Raw genomic sequence first — 24,322 nt, 5'->3', positions numbered from 1 at the left:
CTCAATGCGAGAACGGGTAGAGTTTCCAGTACGCCTTGATCTGTCGCCAGCGATGGGCGAGCCCGTCGGGCTCGAACATCAGGAACGCGATGATGATCACCCCGATCGCGATCTCGCGCAGGAAGGTGATGTTGTTGTTGAGCGACAGCGCCTTGTCGATCGCACCGCCCTTCAGCGCCACGCTGAGGAACTCCATCGTCTCGGGCAGCAGCACCACGAACGCAGTGCCCATCAGCGTGCCCATGATCGAACCGGTGCCGCCGATGATGATCATGGCGAGGAACAGGATCGAACGTTCGATGCCGAAACCCTCTTGCGACACCACGAGCTGGTAGTGCGCATAGAGCGCGCCGGCGATGCCGGCGAAGAACGCGGCGAGGCCAAATGACAGCGTGCGGTACTTGGTGAGGTTGATGCCCATGATCTCCGCGGAGAGATAATGGTCGCGGATCGCCACCAGCGCGCGGCCGTCGCGGGTGCGCATCAGATTGGTGACGAGGACGTAGCTCGCGATCACATAGGCGAGCACGACATAGAAATATTGCCTGTCGCCGCGCAGCGTGTAGCCGAAGATCGAGAATGGATTGGCGCTGGCCGGCACCGAGCCGCCGGTGAACCACTCCGCGCGGGAGAAGAAATCGAGCAGGATGTATTGCGCGGCGAGCGTCGCGATGACGAGGTAAAGCCCCTTCAGTCGCGCCGCCGGGATGCCGAAGATCAGCCCGACCAGCGCAGTGACGACGCCCGCGAGAGGGATCGCGAAGAACACCGGGATCGATGCGCTGTTGGAGATGTAGGCCGAGGTGAAGGCGCCGAGCAGGAAGAAGGCGGCGTGGCCGATCGAAATTTGGCCTGTGAAGCCGACCAGGATGTTGAGGCCAAGCGCGGCGATCGAAAAGATGCCGATCTGGATCAGGATGCTGAGCCAGTACCCACCAAGGAATTGCGGCACGAGGCAGAGCAGCAGCACGCCGGCGATCGCAAAATTGCGGCTGGTCGTGGTCGGGAAGATCGTGGTGTCGGCCGCGTAAGAGGTGCGGAAATCACCAGCAGGGATGAGGGCGGGGCCGGCCATGGATCAGATCCGTTCGATGTCGTGGGTGCCGAACAGCCCGTACGGCTTGATCATCAGCACGATGATGAGGACGTAGAACGGCGCGATCTCGTAGAGATTGCCCCAGTGAAGGTATTCGCTGTCGACATATTGCGCGATGTTCTCGAGTAATCCGATGATGATGCCGCCGAGCACGGCGCCGCCGACGGAATCGAGCCCCCCGAGGATCGCAGCCGGAAATACCTTTATGCCGTAAGCGGCAAGGCCCGAGGATACGCCGTTCACGACCGCAACGACGACGCCCGCCACCGCCGAGACCGTTGCGGAGATCGCCCAAGCCATCGCGAACACGCTTTTCACGGAAATGCCGAGCGATTGCGCGACCTGCTGGTTGAACGCGGTGGCGCGCATCGCAAGGCCGTACTTTGACGCGCGGAAGAACCAGGCCATGCCGATCATCATCGCGATCGAGACGACGAGGCTCATGACATAGACGGTCTGGATCTGAAGCCCGAACAGGCTGACGGACTGGCTCTCGAACACGCGCGGGAATGGCTGCGGATTGACGCCGAACATCCATTTCAGCGTCGCCTGCAGCACAGTGGACAGGCCGATCGTCACCATGATGACCGAGATGATGGGTTCGCCGATCATCGGCCGCAGGATCAGGACCTGCACCGCGATGCCGAACACGAACATGAACACCAGCGTCATCGGCATGCCGATCCAGAACGGCACCTGGTATTTCGCGAGCAAGGTCCAGCACACCCAGGCGCCGACAAGCAAGAGCTCGCCCTGCGCGAAATTGACGACCTGCGTGGCCTTGTAGATCAGCACGAACGACATCGCGACCACGCCATAGAGCGTGCCGACCACGAGGCCGTTGACCAGGAGCTGGATAAGGAAGGCGGTGTTCATGCGGATGTCCGCGTAAAATGCAGAAGCGATGACGGTGCACCCTCTCCCCTTGCGGGAGAGGGTGGCTTCGCGAAGCGAAGCCGGGTGAGGGGTTTTCTCCGCAGCGATGGTGCGGAGAGAGGACCCCTCACCCGAGTGGGGTCTTGGCTAATAGCGGAGATGCCCTCTCCCGCAAGGGGAGAGGGCGCATCGACCCGCATCGCGCTCTCGGTTCGAAGTAGGCTCACTCCGCCGCCTCCGCCATGTGCCCGTGCTCGCCCAGATCCACGACCCTCAGCGTTGTTCGTACGCGCTGCGTGGTGCCGTCCTGGAAGCGGATCATGGTGTCCACGGGGATGTCGGCCTGGCCGCGGTAGATCGCGTCGATGATGCCTTCGTATTTTTCGTTGATGACGCTGCGGCGCACTTTCCGCGTGCGGGTGAGCTCGCCGTCGTCGGCGTCGAGTTCCTTGTAGAGCAACAGGAAACGCGAGATGCGCTGTGCCGGCGGCAGAGTCGCGTTGACGGTCTCGACTTCCTTCTTGAGCAGCGCATAGACCTCGGGCCGCGAGGCGAGGTCGCTGTAGGTCGTGAACGAGAGCCGGTTCTTCTCCGCCCATTTCGAGATGATGGAGTAGCGGATGCAGATCATTGCGGCGAGCGCGTCGCGGCCTGCGCCAAGCACCACGGCTTCCGCGATATAGGGCGAGAACTTCAGCTTGTTCTCGATGAACTGCGGCGAGAATCGCTCGCCGCGCGAGGTCTCGGCGAGATCCTTGATGCGGTCGATCACCACGAGCTGCTTGTCTTCGTTGAAATAGCCGGCGTCGCCGGACAGCATCCAGCCGTCCTTGATGTCGGCGACGCTCGCCTCCGGGTTCTTGTAATAGCCGAGGAACATATTGGGATGCCGCACCACGATCTCGCCGACACCGTGAACGTCGGCATTGTCGATGCGGATTTCGACGCTGTCGGCCATCGGCACGCCGGTGGTGTCGGGATCGACCTTGCCCGCGGGATGCAGCGTGTAGGCCCCCAGCAGCTCGGTCTGGCCGTAGAGCGTGCGCAGCGGCACGCCCATGGCCTGGAAGAACTTGAAGGTCTCGGGGCCGAGCGCCGCGCCGCCGGTTGCGGCCGAACGCAGGCGGGTGAAGCCGAGGCGGTCGCGCAATGCACGGAACAGGATCGCGTCGGCAAAGCCGGAACGCTCGCCCTGTCGGAGCGCGGCAAGCCCGCTCTTCATGCCGATGTCGAACAGGCGTTGCTTGAACGGCGTTGCGTCCATCACCCTGGCGCGAACGTCGGCGGCGATCGATTCCCAAACGCGCGGCGCAAATAGGATGAACGTCGGTGCGATCTCGCGCAGATCGTTCATCATGGTCTCGGGCTCTTCGACGAAGTTGATCTTCATCCGGCACAAGAGGCCTTTGCCGAGCACATAGACCTGCTCCATGATCCAGGGCAGCGGCAGCACCGACACGTACTCGTCATCCGGCCCTTTCGGGTCGAAAGCCAGATACGTCGCGCAATGGCCGAGCACGCGGCCGGCGGCGAGCATCGCGAGCTTTGGATGCGAGGTGGTGCCAGACGTCGTGCAGAGGATCGCGACGTCCTCGCCCTTGGTCGCGTCCACCAGCCGGTCGTAAAGTTCCGGTTCGCGCGTAGCCCGCGCCCGGCCGAGTTCGCCAAACGTCTCCGCCGACATCAAACGCGGATCATCGTATTTCCGCATGCCGCGCGGATCGGAATAGATGATGTGCTTCAGCTTTGGGACGCGGTCGGCGAGCGTGAGCAGCTTGTCGACCTGCTCCTCGTCCTCGGCGAAAACGAGCTGCGCCTCGCCATAATTGAGGAGATACGAGGCTTCTTCGTCGAGCACGTCGCGGTAGAGCCCGAGGCTCAAGCCTCCAACCGCATGAGTGGCGATTTCCGCCGCGACCCAGTCCGGCCGGTTGTCGCCGATGATGCCTATGACATCTTGGCGCCCAAGGCCCAGTTCGACGAGGCCGAGCGCGAAATCGCGCACCCGCCTCTGGTAGGCGTTCCAGGTGAACGGGCGCCACAGCCCAAGATCCTTCTCGCGCAGCGCAATCTCGTTGCCGTACTCCTTCGCATTGAGCCGGAGCATCTTCGGATAGGTGTCGGCCTGCGCGACGCGGCCTGCATAATCCATCATGCCGCGCTCTCCTGCGCCGGCGGAGCATCGTCAGGATCGACCAGCACCTCGTCCTCTTCGCCGAGATAGGCGCGCCTGACGTGGGGATCCGCGAGCACGGCGGCCGGATCGCCCTCGGCGATCTTGCGACCGAAATCCAGCACCATGACACGGTGGGAGATGTCCATCACCACGCCCATGTCGTGCTCGATCATCACCACGGTCATGCCGAACTCTTCATTGAGATCGACGATGTAGCGGGCCATATCCTCCTTCTCCTCGAAATTCATGCCGGCCATCGGCTCGTCGAGGAGAATGAGGCGCGGCTCCAGCGCCATGGCGCGCGCGAGCTCCACGCGCTTGCGTAGGCCATAGGAGAGGGTGCCGGCTTGCGCCTTTCGCACCGACTGGAGATCGAGGAAGTCGATGATCTCCTCGACCTTGCGGCGATGTTCCAGCTCTTCCTTGCGCGCGCCGGTGAGCCAGTACAGCGAGCCCGTGAGGAAATTGTTCTTCAGGAGGTGATGGCGGCCGACCATGACGTTGTCGAGCACGCTCATGTGGTGGAACAGCGCCAGGTTCTGGAAGGTGCGGCCGATGCCGAGCGAAGCGCGCGCGTTGGGCGTCAGGCCGGTGATGTCGCGTCCCCGGTAGAAAAGCTGGCCTTCAGTCGGCTTGTAGCGGCCGGAAATACAGTTCACGATCGAGGTCTTGCCGGCGCCGTTGGGGCCGATGATCGAGAACAGCTCGCCTTCCCTGATGGCGAAGCCGACATCGCTCAGCGCACGAACGCCGCCGAATCGCAAGGACACGCCGCGCACTTCAAGACTGGTAGCCACCAAACAGATCCCTCCCGGTGATGGCGCATTCAGTGGCGCTCTTCGTCCGTTCTGTCGGGCGATCCTAGTACGACCGTGCCGGTGAGACCATGCAGCAGATGGTCTCGACCGGAGCCGCGCCACTCTCGTTCCCGCTTGGGATCAAAAGCCGCATCGCCCGAGGTGGTCCTCAATAGGGGAAAGCGCTATTTTGAAATGTCTCCCGCCTGACAATTCTGCGACAAAGTTTTCGGGTGGAAGCAACCTCCGTCTTTCGTCGGATGGTAGCCGAAACGGTCATGCTGCATTGCAGCAGAACAGGAGTGACGAACGGTGCGGCTGGCTTCGGGATCATGATTTCAGAGGATCAACTGAAGCGCGTCGCTGCCTGGTCGCGCGAGCTCACGCAAGCGGAGATCGCGGTCGCTCGTGGCGGGATCACGGAGCGGTCCTACGGCACCGGCGAGACCGTCTTCATGCGCGGCGACACGTTCGACTATTGGGCCGGCATGGTCTTCGGCCTTGCCCGGATGGGCGGAGTCTCGCGCGATGGCAAGGAGACGAGTCTTGCCGGGCTGACGGCAGGGGCCTGGTTCGGCGAGGGCAGCGTGCTCAAGAACGAGCCGCGCCGTTATGACGTGGTCGCGCTGCGCAACAGCCGCGTCGCATTGATGGAACGCAGCGCCTTCATGTGGCTGTTCGAGAACAGCGTCGGCTTCAACCGCTTCCTGGTGCGCCAGCTCAACGAGCGGCTCGGCCAGTTCATCGGCATGCTCGAAGTCAACCGCACGCTGGATGCGACCGCGCGGCTTGCACGCAGCATCGCCTCGCTGTTCAATCCGATCCTCTATCCCGAATCCACCGCGCATCTGGAGATCACCCAGGAGGAGATCGGCGCGCTCTCTGGCATGTCCCGCCAGAATGCCAACCGTGCGCTGAACCGGCTGGAGAAAGAGGGGCTGCTGCGGCTCGAATATGGCGGCGTCACCATCCTCGATATCGAGCGGTTGCGGGGTTACGGGGACTAGAGTTACTCGTTCGTCATCGCGTATTGGCGGGGGCGTGCACCGGCCAGAGGTCAGCGCGCCAGCGCACCGCGATCGCCATCATTGCGATGAACCCCGATACCGCATAGAGCGACCCCGTCGCGGAATAGCCAATGATGTCGATCAGGCTGCCGGCCGCGAGCAATCCGAGCGGCAGACCGTAGATCACCATCATCCGCACGCCCATCACGCGGCCGCGAAGGTGTGCGCTGGCCGTGCGCATCAGGATGACGGCAGCTGATATCATCGACATGCTCTGGGCGATGCCGGCGAGCACGAGGCAGGCCATCGCCACCGGCATGGTCCTGATCTCGACGAACACCAGCAGCATGGCGTACCACGCCAGCGTCGCGCCAATCAGGAGCCGGGCAATGCGCAATCCACTGACGAGGCTGAGCGTGATGGAGCCGATCAGCGAGCCGACGGCGAAGCTCGCGGAGAGATAACCGAGGCCGGTCTGGTCGGTATGAAAGATGTCCCGCGCGATGTAGGGCAGCAATCCGCCGGTGAAAGGAAATGCGGTCAGGTTGGCCAGGAAGGCGACGCACAGCGCCGCGCGCATCCCCGGACCATTCCAGGCGTAGACGATCCCTTCCTTCAAATCGCCCAGCAATCTTGAAACGACGCGGCTGTCTGCCGGAAGATCAGTTGTGGCAATGGTCCGTTCCGGCCGGGTCAGGCAGAGCATGAGAAGCGCGGCCACGAGATAGAGGCAGACGATCACCACGTAAACGAGGCCAATGCCGAGGACGGCAAACAGTCCGGCGCCTGTCAACGCGCCAGCGATGCGCGCGCTGTCCTGGGTCGTGCGCGCAACGCTGATCGCGCCCACCAGTTGCTCGGTCGGCATGATCTCGGCGAGCAGCGCGCCGCGAACGCCGAGGTCCGAGGGGCGAATCAGGCCCATGATTGCGACGATGATCATCACGCCTGGCGGCGTCAGGTGACCGGTCAGTGCCAGAGTCATGATGGTCGACGCGAGCACCATATAGGCAAGACGCATCGCGACCAGGAGATCGCGATGACCCATGCGGTCGCCGATCATGCCGAACACCGGCGCCACCAATGTCCCGACGAACTGGAGCGACGCAAGCACGGTGAGCAGCAGCACCGAGCCGGTCTCGACCATGATGTACCAGCCGAGCACCAGCGTCTCGATCTCGAATGCCCAGGAGGTGAGCAGATCGGACGGCCACTGGAAGCGATAGTTGCGGATGCGGAATGGCGCGAGCGCGGAAAGACGTATGGTCGTGCTCAAGTCTCGACGACGGGTATCACGGCGATTCCCTGCCCTTTGTTATTCGTTTTTCTGGTCGCAGGGTAACCCCGGCGATGTCCGTGTCAATCGGCGCTGCCGCATAGTGCCATGCTCGCCGACGACGCGCGATCAACGCGCAGGAGCTCGCTTCCGCTGCGCCAGCGCCGCCGCCATGGCCGAGATCAAGGGCCGCATGAAATAGGCTTCCTCAGGCGGCGAAACGTCCGTGCGCAAACCATGCGCGGTGAGCTCGCCCGAGACCGCCGGTCCTACCGACGCGATCAGCGTCCGCTCTAGGCCCGCGCGCAGCTTCGCTTCGCTACCGTGGGCTCTCGCAGCTTCGATCAGCCGCCGGACCTGGCCAAGATTGGTCAGCGCGATCGAATCGATCCGCCCTTCGGCCATGTCGTCGATGGCGGCGACGATGCTGGCATCCGCCGCCTTGGAATCGTAGGCATAGGGCAGCACGGTATAGACTTCGGCACCTTGCGCCGAGAGCGCACCGGTCAGCGCGCTGTGATCCTTGTCGGGATAGAGCTGGAGGCCGAGGCGGTGTCCCTTCAAATCGAGCTTGCCGAGCATCTCGATCACGCCCTCGGTGGTCGGCTTCTCCGTGGTCTGCTGCGCCTCGAGCCCGATTTCGCGCAATGCCTTGCCGGGCTTCGGACCGCGGGTGAATTTTCGCGATCTGGCAAGCGCCGCCACGAGAGCCTGGTCCAGTCCTCGCGCGACGGCGAGCTTCATGATCCGCCGCAGCCCTTCGCCGGTCATCAGCACGAGATCGTCGAAAGGCTTGTCGATGGCGCGGCGGATCCAGGCCTCGACCGGGGCGGGGTCCGGCGCATCCTGGATTGTGAACATCGGGCATTGCACGACCTCGGCGCCTTGCTCGGCCAGCAGCTTCGAAAACTGCGCCTCCTCGCGCGTTTCCAGGATCAGGATGCGGGTGCCGTTCAAGCGGTCGGCCATGGTGAACTCCGGTCAGTCAAAGCAATGGTGCGTTCATCCTGACTCGACGGTCGGGATTGGCGCAAGGTGGGGTCGGTGATAGAGCAGGGCGCAAATCGCGGGTCGTTCCGCAGCCGCTGCCCAAACCTTCATCAAGGCCCATTGTTTCAAAGACCATGCCCGATCATCAATATGTCCTGACCCTGTCCTGTCCGGATCGTCCCGGCATCGTCTCGGCGGTGTCGACCTTCCTGGCGAATTCCGGACAGAATATCCTCGACGCCCAACAGTTCGACGATATCGAGACCAACAAGTTCTTCATGCGGGTGGTGTTCACCGCCGCCGATCTCGCCGTAGAGCTGTCGGCGCTGCAGACCGGCTTTGCCGCGATCGCCGAGCGTTTCGGCATGGATTGGCAAATGCGAGATCGCGCCGCGCATCGCAAGGTGATGCTTTTGGTGTCGAAGTCCGACCACTGCCTGGTCGACATCCTCTATCGCTGGCGCACCGGCGAGCTGCCGATGACATTGGCCGCCATCGTCTCCAACCATCCGCGCGAGGTCTATGACGGGCTCGATTTCGGCGGAGTTCCGTTCCACTATCTGCCTGTTACGAAAGAGACCAAGCGCGAGCAGGAGGCGCAGATCCTCGACCTTGTCGCCAAGACCGGGACGGATCTCGTCGTGCTGGCCCGCTATATGCAGATATTGTCCGACGATCTCTCGGCAAATCTGTCGGGACGCTGCATCAACATCCACCACTCGTTCCTGCCGGGTTTCAAGGGCGCAAAACCCTATCACCAGGCCCATGAGCGTGGCGTCAAACTGATCGGCGCCACCGCGCATTACGTCACGCGCGACCTCGACGAGGGCCCGATCATCGATCAGGACGTCGAGCGCATCAGCCATCGCGACACGCCTGAGGATCTCGTCCGAAAGGGCCGCGACATCGAGCGCCGCGTGTTGGCGCGCGCGATCCGCTACCATCTCAACGACCGCGTCATCCTCAACGGCCGCAAGACCGTGGTGTTCGTGGATTGATTTGCTTCGCTCTCGCCGCAAGCGGCGAGGGGGCGCAACTTAACGCGCCGCGGTGCCGGACGCCGAGCCCGTTGCGCCCTTCTGCGCCTGCTCTTCCTTTTCGCGATCCGCTGCCGGCATCAGTCGCTTGCGCTCGCGCTCCTTCATGTAGGCATCGTATTGCGGCGTGCCCGCCCGCGGCGGGGCGTCCGCCGGCAAGCCGCCGGCCCATTGCGGGACGTAGTCGCCCATGCCGGACGAGAGCTTTTCGTTGACGGTGCCGCAGCCGGACAGGCTCGCCGAGAGCGCGAGGAGGATCAGGAGGGAACGGAAGGATCTAGGCATTGTACGGGGGGCGCGAGGTCAGTCGTGTTGGACGCCAGATAGGCTGTCGCCGGGAGAGTAGCTTTCAACAAGGTAAAATAGACTTATTCGAGGTGGGTAATGGGATACCGTAATGTGACGCCCGGGACCCTGCCGATGTTCAAATTCTGCAAACAAAAGACGAAATCCTCCATCCACCCGGGTGGCAGCGTTTCTAGACTGCAGCAAGGGCTCGCGACAAAGTCGCTTCATCCGAGATGGGGCTTTTTCGTTGACAGGTCCATTTTATTTGTACAATCGTACAAAAGATAGCAATCACGGTCACGATGCCCGGGTTACCTGGACGTGACCCGATATCGCATCTGCCGTCGGCAATCGGAACGCTCGGCTTGCGCCGAAGGGTCGCCAAACGTCCGATTGACAATAAGGGCGCGAAAGACGCCATGTTGCGCGCGACATCACGCGTGCGTGAGCTAGACTTAAGGCAAGGACCGGGCACTCGGTCCGGCGCACAAGCGATCAGGAATGAAGGGGAGGGACATCTGATGTTCGAACGCAAACAACTGTCTCGCAAGACTATTTGGGCCGCAACAGCTACCGCCATCGCGGGCCTCGCGGCCGTCGCTCCGGCCAAGGCCGAGGACAGCGTCAAGGTCGGCCTGATCCTGCCGATGACCGGCGGCCAGGCCTCGACCGGCAAGCAGATCGAGAACGCGATCAAGCTCTACATGCAGCAGAAGGGCGACACCGTCGCCGGCAAGAAAATCGAGATCATCCTCAAGGACGATGCTGCGATACCCGACAAGACCAAGACGGCCGCGCAGGAGTTGATCGTCAACGACAAGGTCCATTTCATCGCCGGCTTCGGCGTGACCCCGGCCGCGCTCGCGGCGGCGCCGCTGGCCACGCAAGCCAAGATTCCGGAAGTCGTGATGGCAGCCGGCACCTCCATCATCACCGAGCGCTCGCCCTATATCGTGCGCACCAGCTTCACGCTGGCGCAGTCCTCCACCATCATCGCCGACTGGGCGGTGAAAAACGGCATCAAGAAGGTGGCGACGCTGACCTCGGACTATGCGCCGGGCAATGACGCGCTCAACTTCTTCAAGCAGAACTTCACCGCCGGTGGCGGTGAGGTGGTCGAAGAGGTGAAGACGCCGCTTGCCAATCCCGATTTCGCACCGTTCCTCCAGCGTATGAAGGATGCCAAGCCCGACGCGATCTTCGTGTTCGTGCCGGCCGGCCAGGGCGGCAACTTCATGAAGCAGTATGCCGAACGCGGGCTCGACAAGGCCGGCATCAAGGTGATCGGACCGGGCGACGTGACCGACGACGACCTCCTCAACAACATGGGCGACGCCGTGCTGGGCACCGTCACCGCGCACCTCTATTCGGCCGCGCATCCCTCGCAGATGAACAAGGATTTCGTCGCGGCCTACAAGAAGGCGTACGGAAACCGGCCGGGCTTCATGGCGGTGAGCGGCTATGACGGCATGCACCTGATCTACGAAGCGTTGAAGAAGACCAATGGCGACACCGACGGCACCAAGCTGGTCGAAGCCATGAAGGGCCAGAAGTGGGAGAGCCCGCGCGGCCCGATCTCGATCGACCCCGAGACCCGCGACATCGTGCAGAACATCTACATCCGGAAGGTCGAGAAGGTTGACGGCGAGCTCTACAACGTCGAGTTCGCGACCTTCGAGGCCGTCAAGGATCTAGGCAAGACCAAGAAGTGACACGCGAAAGCGCGACATTCCCGAGCGCGCACTAGCCGCGCATCGGGGATCTCGCCCGCCACTCTCGTCATGCCCGGGCTTGACCCGGGCATCCACGCGGGAGCCGAACCAGGAACGTGGATGGCCGGGACAAGCCCGGCCATGACGATAACGCCAAGCTGAGACGATGACCTCAATTCTCACCAACCTGTTCGATGGCGTTGCCTACGGCATGCTGCTGTTCGTGCTGGCTTGCGGGCTCGCGGTCACGCTCGGCCTGATGAACTTCGTCAACCTCGCCCATGGCGCCTTCGCCATGGCCGGCGGCTATGTCTGCATGGTGCTGGTCAACCGGATGGGCTGGCCATTCTTCGCTGCATTGCCGCTTGCCTTCGTCTCCTCTGCTGCGATCGGCATCGTGCTCGAGCGCACGCTGTACCGACACCTCTATGCGCGCAGCCATCTCGATCAGGTGCTGTTCACGATCGGCCTGACTTTCATGTCGGTCGCGGCAGTCGATTACATCCAGGGCTCGTCGCGGGTCTTCATCAACCTGCCGGCCGCGCTCCAGGGCCAGTTCGACGTGTTCGGCGTCGGCATCGGCCGCTACCGGCTGATGATCATCGTCATCTGCGGGCTGCTCACCATCGGTCTCCAGATGGTGCTGGCCAAGACGCGGTTCGGCAGCCGTCTGCGCGCCGCGGTCGACGATCCCCGCGCCGCGAGCGGCCTCGGCATCAACGTGCCGCAGGTGTTCGCCTTCACATTTGCCTTTGGCTGCGGCCTGGCCGGTCTCGGCGGCGCGCTGAGCGCCGAGATCCTCGGCCTCGACCCGTACTTTCCGCTGAAGTTCATGATCTACTTCCTGATCGTGGTCACCGTCGGCGGCTCGTCCTCGATCACCGGCCCGTTTCTGGCCTCGCTGCTGCTCGGCATCGGCGACGTCGCCGGCAAATATTACGTCCCGAAGATGGGACCTTTCGTGATCTACACCATGATGATCGTGATCCTGATCTGGCGCCCGAACGGTCTGTTCGGCCGCACGGCCGCGCGTTGAGTTCGCCGATGAACGCTTCTTCCGACGTCGGTTATCACGCCCAGCGCCAGGCCCGTTGGCACTACGGCGAGGCCGCTTTCTGGCTGATCGTGCTGGCCTGCGGCTTCGTATTTCCGACGCGTTATTTGATCATGACGGATATCTTGCGGCTCGCGCTGTTTGCGATGTCGCTCGACCTGATCCTCGGCTACGCCGGCATCGTCTCGCTCGGCCATGCCGCCTTCTTCGGCGTCGGCGCTTACGCCGCCGGGCTTCTTGCGCTGCACGGGATCATCAACGAGCCCGTGCTTGCGCTTGTCGTCGCCGGCCTTGTCGCGATGGTGCTCGGCTTCGCCACCAGCTTCCTGGTGATCCGCGGCGTCGACCTGACGCGGCTGATGGTGACGCTCGGCATCGCGTTGTTGCTTGAGGCGCTGGCCGAACGCTTCTCCAACATCACCGGTGGCACCGACGGTCTGCAGGGTATCGAGATGCAGCCGATCTTCGGCCAGATCCCGTTCGACATGTTCGGCAAGACCGGGTTCTTCTATTCGCTCGCCGTTCTGTTCCTGTTGTTCCTGTTCGCTCGCCGGGTCGTGCACTCGCCTTTCGGGCTGTCATTGCGCGCGATCAAGAACAACCCGCTGCGCGCGGCGGCTATCGGCATCCCCGTCAACCGTCGGCTGATTGCCATCTACACGCTCGCAGCGTTCTATGCCGGCATCGCAGGCGCGCTGTTCACCCAGACCACCGCGATCGCCTCGCTCGACGTGTTCTCCTTCGAGCGCTCGGCGGACCTGATGCTGGTGCTCGTGATCGGCGGCACCGGCTATCTCTACGGCGGGCTGATTGGCGCAGTGCTGTTTCGCATGCTGCAGGAATTGTTCTCGACCATCACTCCGCAATATTGGCAGTTCTGGATCGGGCTCGTGCTGGTCGTGATCGTCCTGGTTGGCCGCCAGCGCCTGCATCGCTGGATGCTCTATGTGCCCAATCTGGTCATCAGGCAGATAGCCGGGCGCAAGGCCGTCGTCGCCGTGCCGGAGAGCGACGCATGACCATCGCGCTCGAAACCCAGAATCTCGAAAAGCAATTCGGCGGTCTGCGTGTCACCCGCGACTTGTCGCTCAAAATCGAACAAGGCGCCCGCCACGCGCTGATCGGCCCGAACGGCGCCGGCAAGACCACGGTGATCAACCAGCTTACCGGCGTGCTCAAGCCGAACTCGGGCCGTATCCTGCTCGAAGGCCAGGACATCACCGATCTGCCCGTGCACAAGCGCGTGTTGCGCGGCTTGTCGCGCACCTTCCAGATCAACCAGCTCTATCCCGACCTGACCCCGCTCGAAACCATCGGTCTCGCTGTTTCCGAGCGCCTCGGTCATGGCGGCGACTGGTGGCGGCGGATGGGCACGCGCAGCGACGTCAACGGCGAGATCGCCGACCTCCTCACGCGTTTCCACCTGCTCGACGTCATGAACGAGCAGACCGTGACGCTGCCTTATGGCAAGCAGCGCCTGCTCGAGATTGCGGTGGCGATCGCCGCCAAGCCGCGCGTGCTGCTGCTGGACGAGCCCGCCGCCGGCGTGCCCGAGAGCGAGCGCCACGACATCCTCGCCGTCGTGGGCAGCCTGCCGCGCGACGTGACCGTGCTGCTGATCGAGCACGACATGGACCTCGTGTTCTCCTTCGCCGACCGCATCTCTGTCCTGGTCTCCGGCGCGCTGCTCACCGAAGGCCCGCCCGAGCAGGTCGCGCGCGACCCGCAGGTCAAGGCGGTCTATCTCGGCGAGGAGGCGGTCAATGTCTGACCTGCTCGCGATCGACTCGCTTCGCGCCGGCTACGGCGAGGCCGTGGTGCTGCCGAGCATGTCCCTGCGTCTCGCCGAAGGCCAGGTGCTGGCACTTTTGGGGCGCAACGGCACCGGCAAGACCACCCTGATCAACTCGATCGTCGGCGTCACCCGTCGCTTCTCCGGCACTGTCGGGCTGGCTGGCACCGACGTCACGACCTTGCGGCCCGACCAGCGGGCGCGTGCCGGGATCGGCTGGGTGCCGCAGGAGCGCAATATCTTCCGCTCGCTCACGGTGGAGGAGAATATGTCAGCAGTGGCCCAGCCCGGTCCCTGGACCGTCGAGAGAGTCTACGAGATGTTCCCGCGGTTGAAGGAGCGGCGGAGCAATTTTGGCAACCAGCTCTCCGGCGGTGAGCAGCAGATGCTGGCAATCGGCCGCGCGCTGACCCTCAATCCGAAAGTGCTTCTCCTGGACGAGCCGACCGAGGGCCTTGCCCCCATCATCGTCGAGGAGCTCTTGAAGGCGATCCGGACCATCACGCGGGCGGGCGGCATCTGCTCGATCATCGTCGAGCAGAATGCCCAAAAGATTCTGGGGCTGGCCGACCGTGTTGTGATATTGGAGCGCGGAACGATCGTCCACGACGCCCCGAGCGCCGCGCTGAAAGCCGACCCGTCGGTCCTCGAGCGCCACCTCGGCGTTGCAGGGGCGGCGGCCCACTAAAAAATTCACGGGAGTTAAGAATGCAGCGAACCAAAGCCCCCTTCCGCGCCGACGAGGTCGGCAGTCTCCTGCGCCCCGCCAAGATCAAGGAAGCCCGCGCCAGGCTGGAGAAGGGCGAGATCTCAGCCGACGATCTGCGCAAGATCGAGGACATGGAGATCGAGAAGGTCGTGCATAAACAGGCCTCGCTCGGCCTGAAGCTCGCGACCGACGGCGAATTCCGCCGCTCCTGGTGGCATTTCGACTTCCTGGCCAAGCTCACCGGCTGCGAAATGTTCCACCCCGACACCGGCATCCAGTTCGCGGGCGTCGAGACGCGGCATGATGCGGTGCGGGTGATCGGAAAGCTCGACTTCCCAGATGACCATCCGATGCTGGATCACTTCCGCTTCCTGAAGAAGGTCGCCGACCAGGCTCATGTCACCGCCAAGATGACGATCCCGTCGCCGGCGGTGCTGCACTTCCGCGGCGGCCGCAAGGCGATCTCCAAGGACGTCTATCCGGATCTCGATGCCTTCTACGAAGACCTCGGCAAGACCTACCGCAAGGCGGTGAAGGCGTTCTACGACGCCGGCTGCCGCTATCTCCAGTTCGACGACACCGTGTGGGCCTATCTCTGCTCGCCGGACGAATTGCAGAAGGCGCGCGAGCGGGGCGACAATCCCGACGGTCTCCAGCAGATCTATGCGCGCGTCATCAACTACGCGCTGGCCGAGAAGCCCGCCGACATGGTGGTGACGACGCATGTCTGCCGCGGAAATTTCCGTTCGACCTGGATTTCGTCAGGCGGCTACGAGCCGGTTGCCGAGACCATGCTCGCCGGCACCAATTACGACGGCTATTTCCTCGAATACGACAGCGACCGTGCCGGTGGCTTCGAGCCGCTGCGCTTCCTGCCCAAGGGTAACAAGGTCGTCGTGGTCGGCGTCATCACCTCGAAATTCGGTGAGCTCGAGAAGAGGGATGATATCAAGCGCCGTCTCGAGGAAGCCGCCAAGTTCGCCCCGCTGGAGCAGCTCGCACTCTCCCCGCAGTGCGGTTTCGCCTCGACGGAGGAGGGCAACGTCCTCTCCGAAGAGGAGCAGTGGGCCAAGCTCGGCCTCGCCGTGGAGATCGCGAAGGAAGTGTGGGGCCAATAAGGCTCTACTCGCTCACTGTCATTCCCTGCGAAGGCGGGGAATCCAGTACGCCGCGGCTTCTCGGAGAATCGCTGACTTCTCGGCGTACTGGATCGCCCGGTCAAGCCGGGCGATGACAGCTGAGGGTGAGGCACGCGCCCCTCACTTCTCCGCCAGATAAACCTCTCCCAGCAGCGACGAGTTCGACCACGGCACCTGCTTGTTTTTCGTGGTTGACACCACCTCCGCCCGCACACGTGTCAGCATCTGCTGCACTTCCAGGCCGGGCGTGCCGAGATGGCGGGAGAGCGCGGCGGAGAACGGCGAGTTGGCACCTTCGCCGTCGAGCGCGACCTGTCCCGGCGCAGTGGCGAAAGCGATCAGCGTGCCGGCGCCGAGCGTCGCGCCGGCGCCCAGGCTCGTTGGCGCTGCGAGGCCCGAGGCAGCTTCGATGGCGCGGTTGGTGCCGGCTGATGCGACCTGCTGTGCCATCGGATTATTGCGACAGGCATCGAAGATCAAAATGTTGGTGCGGACCTGGTCGTCGAGGCCGGCCATGATCGTGTCCATGTCGATCATCGCGTCCGTCATCCTCGCGCCCGGCTTGAGTTCGACGTCGACGGGAATGAGATAGTTGCGGCCGTCGACCTGCACGCCGTGGCCCGCATAGTAGACCACTACGACCTGCGCCCGCGCCGCTTCCCGCAAGAAGTCACGCGTCATCTTCTGCATCGCCGCGCGGTCGAGATCGACGCCTTCTGATACAGTGAAGCCGATATCGCGCAAGGCCCTGGCAACGGCGCGCGCGTCATTGGGCGGATTGGGCAGCGCCTTGACATGCGCATAGGCGCCGTTGCCGATGATCAGCGCCATGCGCGTGCCGCGCGCGGCCGGGGCAGGCGAGGCGGGCGGCGCGGCACCGGTCTGCTGGGGAGCCGGTGCGTTTGCCGGCTCGGTCGTCGGTGACGGCGCATCGCGCGGGATCGGTGCGCTTGCGTCGGTGATCAGCGACAGCCGCACCTTTGCGGTGGCTTGATTGGCCTTGCTGCCGGCATCGGACGCCGCGATCGCCAGCGTGGCCTTGTAGTCGTCGCTCGCGTGCGCGTAATCGCCTTTCGCCTCATAGGCCAGCGCGCGATGGGTGTAGCCCGAGATCAGCACGCTGTTCGGCGGCGTCATGATATTGACGGGCGGGTTTTCCTTCGCGAGCCGGATCGCATCGCTGCCGTCGGCAATCGCGCGATCGTAATCGCCTCTGACACGCCAGATCGCGGTCCGGTTGATCAGCGGCTGCGGCAGTGTCGGGTCGAGCCGGATCGCCTGGTTGATGTCGGCCAGCGCGCCGTCGAGATCGCCAAGTGCCTCCTTCGCGATACCGCGGTTCTGGAACGAGAACGCCGATCTTGGATTGGCCTTGATCGACATGTCGTAGTCGGCGATCGCCTTGGCGTAATCGCCTTTGCCGCGCCAGGCATTGCCGCGGTTGTGGAAGATGGTGCCATCAGGCGGGCCAAGCTTCAGCGCATCGTCGAAATCAGCGACCGCGATCTCGTAGTCGCCTTTGTCGTAATACGCCGAGCCGCGCAGGTTGTAGACTGCCTGGCTCGGATGGAGCCGAACCGCTTCCGTGGCGTCAGTGATGACCTTGGCGTAATCGCCCTTCTTATTCCAGCCCACCGCGCGCCAGAAGTAGACCGTCGCGAGCTGCTCGCCTTTGAACACCTTCAGCGCGATGATCTTGCTGCAGGCGTCGATCATCTGGTCTGCCGGCGTGGTGTCGGTGGTGCAGAGCGGCCCAAGCTGGTTGCGCGCCTGCGCAAAAGCGGGCGCCGACCACAGGGTTGCGGCGAGCAGGCAGAGCGCGACGAGCAGGCGACGCATTGGCGGTGGTCCCGTAGAGGAGAGGCGTCTGTTTGTTGCCCGGCGGGGGAAGGTGGTTCACGGCTTCGCTATTGTGCACACGGCAAACGGGGGGTGTCGCTATCCCTATTCCCTCAGTGGGCAGAATTTGCTAGGAGGCGCTACCCAATCCTTCTGCCCACCGCGTCCCACTCCATGAAGAATGACGAAATCCTGAGCCAAATCACCGAGTTCTGCCGTAAGGCGGACATGGCGGAGTCGACGTTCGGCCGGCGCGCGGTGAACGATGGGAAGCTTGTGCACCGGCTGCGCGAGGGCAAGCGCATCACGATCGACACGCTGGACCGGATCCAGGCCTACATGGCCGCATCGATGGCCGGCGGCGTGCCGCCACCGCGGGGGCTTCAGGTGCCGCCGGAAAAGCGCGATCCGCGCGGCAATTTCCGCTTTTTCGAGAATCGGCAGAAATACCTGCTGTTCGTCCACACTTGCAGTGAGAAGCGGGTGGTCGCCGAGCGCGTGGCCCTGGAGCTTGCCAGCATCCATCCCCGGCCGCCGGCGCTGCGCGTGTTCGATGCCGGCGTTGGCGACGGCACGGTGCTGGCGCGCGTGCTGCGCTCGATGCATCAGCGCTTTCCGCACATGCCGTTCTACGTCGCCGGCAAGGAGCTCAGTCTCGAGGACCTCCGCCTGACGCTGGACAAGGTGCCGGATCGCATTTTCGAGCATCCGGCCTCGGTGTTTGTTTTTACCAACATGCTTTACGCGGAGGCGCCCTGGCTCACGCCGGCATCACCCGCGGCGGCGGCCGCGACCGTCTGGCATGAGGTTCCCCTGCGGGGTGCTTCCTCGGGCGAGTTCGAGACGCAAATCGCGGAATTGAAGCCGTTTTTGGAGCAGAACTGGCGCGCGGCGGTCAGCCCGCGCACGGGGATGCCTCTTTATGAGCGGCCTGTCGTGCTGGTGCTCTACCGTGAAGACCAGCGGTTTCTGCTTGATTCGACCATTCCACGGCCGGGCCAGGCCGAGGCCAATTTCGACCTCGTTATTGCATCCCAGCCATACCGCGCGCTGTCCTCGGTCAATTTTCGGGCAAAACGGATCATTGCGCCCCTGGCCCGGGCCTTGCGGGCAGGCGGCCGCCTGATCGGAATTCACTCCCACGGCCAGGATCCGGGCATGGAAATGATCCAGGCGATCTGGCCCGGAGAAAACCCTTTCTCTGTGAGCCGTCATGAGCTATTGCGCGCGGTGAAGTACGAGCTCGGCTCGGTGGGCCGCGACTTAAATTTTAATGCTTACGCAGATAACCGCTCGATCTTCAGGTATGATATGGAAGCTCTGCCCAACGAGGTGACAGGCTCTATCGGCACCTCGACGGCCTTTGCAGCGTGGAATGCGGCGGTGTACGTCGCTCAGATTGAGGACGACCGGTTGACGGAAATGACTCAAAACGGCCGCACTCTGGATGCCGCCAGGGACGTGCTGCGAAAGTACAATGGGCTCTGGTTTCTCGACGAATCCTACGTCATCTCGCGCCGGCGTGATTGACATCATTCAAAGCTAAATATCGCAAACGCCCGCCAGCTAGCGGCGGAACAAGGGGTTACTGATGCGCGCGTCCTATCTCTTCACCAGCGAGTCCGTGTCCGAAGGCCATCCGGACAAGGTGTGCGACCGGATCTCCGACGAGATCGTCGATCTGTTCTACCGCGAAGGACCGAAAGCAGGCATCGATCCCTGGCAAATCCGTGCCGCCTGCGAAACGCTCGCGACCACCAACAAGGTCGTGATCGCCGGCGAGACCCGCGGTCCCGCATCCGTCACCAACGAGCAGATCGAAGGCGTCGTGCGCGCCGCGATCAAGGACATCGGCTACGAGCAGGACGGTTTCCACTGGCAGAAGGCCGACATCGAGATCCTGCTGCATCCGCAGTCTGCCGACATCGCTCAGGGCGTCGATGCGCTGCAGCCAGGCGAAGTCAAGGAAGAGGGCGCGGGCGACCAGGGCATCATGTTCGGCTACGCCACCAACGAGACGCCCGATCTGATGCCGGCGCCGATCTTCTACGCCCACAAGATCCTGCGCCTCATCTCGGAAGCACGCCACTCCGGCCGCGAGAAGGTGTTGGGCCCGGACTCCAAGAGCCAGGTCACCGTCCAGTACGAGAACGGCAAGCCGGTCGGCGTGCGCGAGATCGTGGTGTCGCATCAGCATCTGGTCGAGGACATCTCGTCCAAGCAGATTCGCGACATCGTCGAGCCCTATGTGCGCGAGGCGCTGCCGAAGGAGTGGATTACGGCGAAGACCATCTGGCACATCAACCCGACCGGCAAGTTCTACATCGGCGGTCCCGACGGCGATACCGGCCTGACCGGCCGCAAGATCATCGTCGACACCTATGGTGGCGCGGCCCCGCACGGTGGCGGCGCGTTCTCCGGCAAGGATCCGACCAAGGTCGACCGCTCGGCCGCCTATGCGGCACGCTACGTCGCCAAGAACATCGTCGCGGCCGGTCTTGCCGACCGCTGCACGCTGCAGCTCGCCTACGCCATCGGCGTGGCGCGGCCGCTGTCGATCTACATCGACACCCACGGCACCGGTAAGGTGTCGGAGGCTGAGCTCGAGAAGGCCGCCGCCAAGGCGATGGATCTCACCCCGCGGGGCATCCGCAGCCATCTCGATCTCAACCGCCCGATCTACGCGCGCACCTCCGCCTACGGCCATTTCGGCCGTACGCCCGACAACGAGGGCGGCTTCTCCTGGGAGAAGACCGATCTCGTCGAAGCGCTCAAGCGCGCGGTCTAAACGCTCTTACCTCGCCCCGCTTGCGGGGAGAGGTCGCCGCGAAGCGGCGGGTGAGGGGGACTCTCCACTGGCTCAGTGCGCGGATGGAGCCCCTCACCCCAGCCCTCTCCCCGTAAGAACGGGGGAGAGAAAGAAGACTGTGCCGCAAGGCGCTTCGTTTGCTTCGTTACTGACACGCCAGACCCACCACTAGGAAACAGACATGAACGCGAAGCCCGGCTTCACCGATTACATCGTCAAGGACATTTCGCTCGCCGATTTCGGCCGCAAGGAGCTCTCGCTCGCCGAGACCGAGATGCCCGGCCTGATGGCCACCCGCGAAGAATATGGCCCGAAGCAGCCCCTGAAGGGCGCGCGTATCGCCGGCTCCCTGCACATGACGATCCAGACCGGCGTGCTGATCGAGACGCTGGCCGCGCTCGGCGCCGACATCCGCTGGGTCTCCTGCAACATCTATTCGACGCAGGACCACGCTGCGGCGGCGATCGCAGCCGCCGGCATTCCGGTGTTCGCCGTCAAGGGTGAGAGCCTGACCGAGTACTGGGACTACACCGCCAAGCTGTTCGACTGGCACGGCGGCGGTCACCCGAACATGATCCTCGATGACGGCGGCGACGCCACCATGTACGTCCATCTCGGCCTGCGCGCCGAGAACGGCGACACCAAGTTCCTGGACAAGCCGGGTTCGGAAGAAGAGGAAGTCTTCTTCGCGCTTCTGAAGAAGCAGCTCAAGGAGAAGCCGAAGGGCTACTTCGCCGAGATCGCCAAGAGCATCAAGGGCGTTTCCGAAGAGACCACCACGGGCGTGCATCGTCTCTATGACATGCAGAAAGCCGGCACGCTGCTATGGCCCGCCATCAACGTCAACGACAGCGTCACCAAGTCGAAGTTCGACAACCTCTATGGCTGCCGTGAATCGCTGGTCGACGGCATCCGCCGCGGCACCGACGTGATGATGTCCGGCAAGGTCGCGATGGTCGCGGGCTTCGGCGACGTCGGCAAGGGTTCGGCCGCCTCGCTGCGCCAGGCCGGCTGCCGCGTCATGGTCTCCGAAGTCGATCCGATCTGCGCACTGCAGGCTGCGATGGAAGGCTATGAAGTCGTGACCATGGAAGACGCCGCGCCCCGCGCTGACATTTTCGTCACCGCGACCGGCAACAAGGACATCATCACGATCGAGCACATGCGCGCGATGAAGGATCGCGCCATCGTCTGCAACATCGGTCACTTCGACAACGAGATCCAGATCGCGGGTCTGCGCAACCTGAAATGGACCAACATCAAGCCGCAGGTCGACGAGATCGAATTTCCCGACAAGCATCGCATCATCATGCTGTCGGAAGGTCGCCTCGTGAACCTCGGCAACGCGATGGGCCATCCGTCCTTCGTGATGTCGGCCTCCTTCACCAACCAGACGCTGGCGCAGATCGAGCTTTTCGCCAACAACAAGGACGGCAAGTACAAGAAGGAAGTCTACGTGCTGCCGAAGTCGCTCGACGAAAAGGTCGCGCGCCTGCACCTCGCCAAGATCGGCGTCAAGCTCACCGAGCTGCGCAAGGACCAGGCCGACTATATCGGCGTCAAACAGGAAGGTCCTTACAAGTCGGACCATTACCGGTACTGATCCGCTGATCGCATCTATTGTCGACGCAAAGCCTCGGAGCGATCCGGGGCTTTGTTGTCTTGTGCCCGACGCACGTATCTCTTCGCGGTTGTGTCGGGGCCGATTGCCAGTTGACGAGCGATGATCCCGGTCAGACAATCCTTGGCAGCGGAGGAAACAATGGCTCAAGACCATTTCGACGTGCTGATCGTCGGCGCCGGCCTGTCCGGGATCGGCGCGGGCTTCCACCTGCAGACCAAATGCCCGGGAAAGAGCTACGTCATCCTCGAGGGGCGCGACTGCATCGGCGGCACCTGGGACCTGTTTCGCTATCCCGGCGTCCGCTCCGACAGCGACATGTTCACGCTGGGCTATTCCTTCAAGCCCTGGACCGATCCGAAGGCGATCGCCGACGGCGCGCAAATCCTCAACTACGTTCGCGAAACCGCGGCTGAGAACGGCATCGAGAAGCACATCCGCTTCCGCCATCGTGTCAAGCGTGCGGCGTGGTCGACGAGTGAGGCGCGCTGGGCCGTCGAGGCCGAGCGCATTACCGGCGAGGGCGCGATCGAAACCGTGCGCTTCACCTGCAATTTCCTGTTCATGTGCTCGGGCTATTACAAATACGAGGAAGGATACACGCCGGAGTTTCCGGGCGTCGCGGATTTCGCCGGCCGCATCGTGCATCCGCAGAAATGGACCGGCGACATCGACTGCGCGGGCAAGCGCGTCGTCGTGATCGGCTCGGGCGCGACCGCGGTGACGCTGGTGCCGGAGCTCGCCAAGACCGCCGCGCAGGTCACCATGCTGCAGCGCTCGCCGACCTATGTGGTGTCGCGCCCGGCGCAGGATCCCGTCGCCAACAAATTGCGCCGCAATCTCCCGACGCGGCTTGCCTATCACCTGATCCGCTGGCGCAACGTGATGTGGGGGATGTTCTTCTTTCAGCTCAGTCGGCGCCGCCCTGCGAAGGTGAAGGAGCTGGTTCTCAAGGGCGTGCAGATGGCGCTCGGCCCCGATTACGACGTCGCAACCCACTTCACGCCGCGCTACAATCCCTGGGACCAGCGGCTCTGCCTCGTGCCGGATGGCGATCTGTTCAAGGCGATCCGCGAGCAGCGCGCCTCGGTGGTCACCAAGGAGATCGACACGTTCACGCACGACGGTATCCGCCTCAAGGACGGCAGCGAGCTTGCGGCGGACATCATCGTGACCGCGACGGGACTGGTGCTCCAGGTCGTCGGCGGGTTGGAGGTGAGCGTCGACGGCCGCGCCGTCGATTTTGCCAACACGCTGACCTACAAAGGTATGATGTATGCGGATGTGCCCAACATGGCCTCCGCCTTTGGCTACACCAACGCATCATGGACGCTGAAATGCGACCTCACCTGCGAATATGTCTGTCGGCTCATCAACTACATGGACCGGCACAATTTCCGGCAGTGCATGCCGCATAATGACGATCCCACGATTACCGCGCAGCCGTCGCTCGATTTCACCTCGGGTTATGTGCAGCGCTCGGTCGCAAAGATGCCGAAGCAAGGCTCGAAGCAGCCGTGGCGGCTCTACCAGAACTACGCGCTCGACATCGTCTCCTTGCGGTTCGGCCGGATCGACGATGGCGTGATGCAGTATTCCTGATCGCCGCCGTGTTGTCTTGCGCGTGGTAAGCGCCAGCTTCAAATCGATCGCGAGCGCAAGACCAACTGCGTCGCCGCCGAGCCGGAACAGCACACAATGGTCTCCTCCGCGGTGAGCGTCGCCGCACCCGGCGTCGTTCCCCTCCTGAAGAAGAGCATCGGCGCTCGCCAAGAATCGCAACCGCCAATGCGTTGTTTTGCGTATACGGCCGCTGGGCTGAATTGGCCATGTTGCCCGAACGGTTAACGCCGGATTAACCGCGGAGTCCTAGCCTGTCTCGGCCGGGGTTACTTGCAAGGCCGAGGTGAGCCCAATGGAAGCCCAGAGAATAGCGGTCGACGCCGTCGTCGCGTTGACCGATTGCGACCGCGACGCCGTCATCGCGTTCATCCGCCGCCTGTATCTCGCCGGCGTCACCGACCCCAAGCGCCTGACCTTCAAGGGTCTCCAGGCGCTGTCACGGGCCTGATTCGGCTCGTTTCGGCCTCAAGTTGCCATCCCT

The 24,322-nt window shown here is 63.3% G+C and carries 21 protein-coding genes; 13 read left to right on the top strand and 8 right to left on the bottom strand.

The window, feature by feature from the left end:
- Position 1: 1 nt before the first annotated feature.
- From BRA471DRAFT_RS25620 to BRA471DRAFT_RS25605, 4 genes are all read right to left on the bottom strand, one after another.
- Entirely contained in the window at positions 2 to 1,075 is a 1,074-nt protein-coding gene (locus tag BRA471DRAFT_RS25620) for a branched-chain amino acid ABC transporter permease (protein WP_007612527.1), read from the bottom strand.
- Positions 1,076 to 1,078: 3 nt separating this feature from the next.
- A complete protein-coding gene (locus BRA471DRAFT_RS25615; RefSeq protein WP_007612526.1) occupies positions 1,079 to 1,972 on the bottom strand; it encodes a branched-chain amino acid ABC transporter permease in 894 nt (297 codons plus the stop codon).
- A 223-nt stretch (positions 1,973 to 2,195) separates the two neighbouring features.
- Positions 2,196 to 4,127 carry a long-chain fatty acid--CoA ligase gene (locus BRA471DRAFT_RS25610; protein WP_007612524.1) on the bottom strand — a complete coding sequence of 644 codons (1,932 nt, stop codon included), beginning with the start codon at positions 4,125 to 4,127 and terminating at the stop codon, positions 2,196 to 2,198.
- Positions 4,124 to 4,945 (bottom strand): ABC transporter ATP-binding protein, encoded by an 822-nt coding sequence (locus tag BRA471DRAFT_RS25605; RefSeq protein ID WP_007612523.1) that lies wholly within the window; start codon positions 4,943 to 4,945, stop codon positions 4,124 to 4,126. The genes BRA471DRAFT_RS25610 and BRA471DRAFT_RS25605 overlap by 4 nt, the downstream gene beginning before the upstream one ends.
- A 332-nt stretch (positions 4,946 to 5,277) precedes the next feature.
- Between BRA471DRAFT_RS25605 and BRA471DRAFT_RS25600 the strand changes: the two genes are divergently transcribed.
- On the top strand, positions 5,278 to 5,952 hold the full coding sequence (locus BRA471DRAFT_RS25600; RefSeq protein WP_035975127.1) for a Crp/Fnr family transcriptional regulator: 675 nt from the start codon (positions 5,278 to 5,280) through the stop codon (positions 5,950 to 5,952).
- Positions 5,953 to 5,965: 13 nt separating this feature from the next.
- Here BRA471DRAFT_RS25600 and BRA471DRAFT_RS25595 read toward each other — a convergent pair whose 3' ends face one another.
- A complete protein-coding gene (locus tag BRA471DRAFT_RS25595) occupies positions 5,966 to 7,228 on the bottom strand; it encodes an MFS transporter (protein WP_007612520.1) in 1,263 nt (420 codons plus the stop codon).
- A gap of 129 nt (positions 7,229 to 7,357) precedes the next feature.
- On the bottom strand, positions 7,358 to 8,197 hold the full coding sequence (locus BRA471DRAFT_RS25590) for a uroporphyrinogen-III synthase (protein ID WP_007612519.1): 840 nt from the start codon (positions 8,195 to 8,197) through the stop codon (positions 7,358 to 7,360).
- A 155-nt stretch (positions 8,198 to 8,352) separates the two neighbouring features.
- On the opposite strand from BRA471DRAFT_RS25590, the gene purU reads away from it, so the two are divergent.
- On the top strand, positions 8,353 to 9,216 hold the full coding sequence (gene purU / locus BRA471DRAFT_RS25585) for a formyltetrahydrofolate deformylase (RefSeq protein WP_007612518.1): 864 nt from the start codon (positions 8,353 to 8,355) through the stop codon (positions 9,214 to 9,216).
- Positions 9,217 to 9,255: 39 nt separating this feature from the next.
- On the opposite strand, the gene BRA471DRAFT_RS25580 is transcribed toward purU, so the two are convergent.
- The gene (locus tag BRA471DRAFT_RS25580) at positions 9,256 to 9,540 is read right to left on the bottom strand and encodes a hypothetical protein (protein ID WP_007612517.1); all 285 of its coding nucleotides are present in this window, start codon (positions 9,538 to 9,540) and stop codon (positions 9,256 to 9,258) included.
- A 524-nt stretch (positions 9,541 to 10,064) separates the two neighbouring features.
- Between BRA471DRAFT_RS25580 and BRA471DRAFT_RS25575 the strand changes: the two genes are divergently transcribed.
- The 6 genes from BRA471DRAFT_RS25575 to BRA471DRAFT_RS25550 all read left to right on the top strand — a co-directional run bounded on the left by BRA471DRAFT_RS25575 (position 10,065) and on the right by BRA471DRAFT_RS25550 (position 15,928).
- On the top strand, positions 10,065 to 11,255 hold the full coding sequence (locus BRA471DRAFT_RS25575; RefSeq protein ID WP_007612511.1) for an ABC transporter substrate-binding protein: 1,191 nt from the start codon (positions 10,065 to 10,067) through the stop codon (positions 11,253 to 11,255).
- Between the two features lie 166 nt (positions 11,256 to 11,421).
- Positions 11,422 to 12,291 (top strand): branched-chain amino acid ABC transporter permease, encoded by an 870-nt coding sequence (locus tag BRA471DRAFT_RS25570; RefSeq protein ID WP_007612509.1) that lies wholly within the window; start codon positions 11,422 to 11,424, stop codon positions 12,289 to 12,291.
- A gap of 8 nt (positions 12,292 to 12,299) precedes the next feature.
- Positions 12,300 to 13,328: a branched-chain amino acid ABC transporter permease gene (locus BRA471DRAFT_RS25565; RefSeq protein WP_007612507.1), complete on the top strand. Its 1,029-nt coding sequence runs from the start codon at positions 12,300 to 12,302 to the stop codon at positions 13,326 to 13,328.
- A complete protein-coding gene (locus tag BRA471DRAFT_RS25560) occupies positions 13,325 to 14,080 on the top strand; it encodes an ABC transporter ATP-binding protein (RefSeq protein WP_007612502.1) in 756 nt (251 codons plus the stop codon). Before BRA471DRAFT_RS25565 ends, BRA471DRAFT_RS25560 begins: the two co-directional genes overlap by 4 nt.
- Positions 14,073 to 14,789, top strand: coding sequence for an ABC transporter ATP-binding protein (locus BRA471DRAFT_RS25555; protein ID WP_007612498.1), 717 nt, complete (start codon positions 14,073 to 14,075; stop codon positions 14,787 to 14,789). Before BRA471DRAFT_RS25560 ends, BRA471DRAFT_RS25555 begins: the two co-directional genes overlap by 8 nt.
- A 20-nt stretch (positions 14,790 to 14,809) precedes the next feature.
- Positions 14,810 to 15,928, top strand: coding sequence for a cobalamin-independent methionine synthase II family protein (locus tag BRA471DRAFT_RS25550; protein WP_007612496.1), 1,119 nt, complete (start codon positions 14,810 to 14,812; stop codon positions 15,926 to 15,928).
- A 141-nt stretch (positions 15,929 to 16,069) separates the two neighbouring features.
- Here BRA471DRAFT_RS25550 and BRA471DRAFT_RS25545 read toward each other — a convergent pair whose 3' ends face one another.
- Entirely contained in the window at positions 16,070 to 17,788 is a 1,719-nt protein-coding gene (locus BRA471DRAFT_RS25545; protein WP_007612494.1) for a caspase family protein, read from the bottom strand.
- Between the two features lie 174 nt (positions 17,789 to 17,962).
- Here BRA471DRAFT_RS25545 and BRA471DRAFT_RS25540 point away from each other — a divergent pair, with 174 nt between their 5' ends.
- The 5 genes from BRA471DRAFT_RS25540 (at position 17,963) to BRA471DRAFT_RS39095 (ending at position 24,289) form a co-directional block, all read left to right on the top strand.
- Positions 17,963 to 19,318: a hypothetical protein gene (locus BRA471DRAFT_RS25540; protein ID WP_007612489.1), complete on the top strand. Its 1,356-nt coding sequence runs from the start codon at positions 17,963 to 17,965 to the stop codon at positions 19,316 to 19,318.
- A gap of 61 nt (positions 19,319 to 19,379) precedes the next feature.
- A complete protein-coding gene (metK, locus tag BRA471DRAFT_RS25535) occupies positions 19,380 to 20,576 on the top strand; it encodes a methionine adenosyltransferase (RefSeq protein ID WP_007612488.1) in 1,197 nt (398 codons plus the stop codon).
- 202 nt (positions 20,577 to 20,778) lie between these two features.
- Positions 20,779 to 22,200 carry an adenosylhomocysteinase gene (gene ahcY, locus BRA471DRAFT_RS25530; RefSeq protein ID WP_007601979.1) on the top strand — a complete coding sequence of 474 codons (1,422 nt, stop codon included), beginning with the start codon at positions 20,779 to 20,781 and terminating at the stop codon, positions 22,198 to 22,200.
- Positions 22,201 to 22,359: 159 nt separating this feature from the next.
- Positions 22,360 to 23,820 carry an NAD(P)/FAD-dependent oxidoreductase gene (locus BRA471DRAFT_RS25525; RefSeq protein ID WP_007612487.1) on the top strand — a complete coding sequence of 487 codons (1,461 nt, stop codon included), beginning with the start codon at positions 22,360 to 22,362 and terminating at the stop codon, positions 23,818 to 23,820.
- A gap of 313 nt (positions 23,821 to 24,133) precedes the next feature.
- Complete coding sequence (locus BRA471DRAFT_RS39095) at positions 24,134 to 24,289, top strand: hypothetical protein (RefSeq protein WP_007612486.1); 156 nt, start codon at positions 24,134 to 24,136, stop codon at positions 24,287 to 24,289.
- Positions 24,290 to 24,322 lie beyond the last annotated feature (33 nt).

The sequence above is a fragment of the Bradyrhizobium sp. WSM471 genome, assembly GCF_000244915.1.
GTDB lineage: Bacteria > Pseudomonadota > Alphaproteobacteria > Rhizobiales > Xanthobacteraceae > Bradyrhizobium.
The sequence above is the reverse complement of the archived record's forward strand: the minus strand, read 5'-3'. Positions and strand labels throughout refer to the sequence as shown.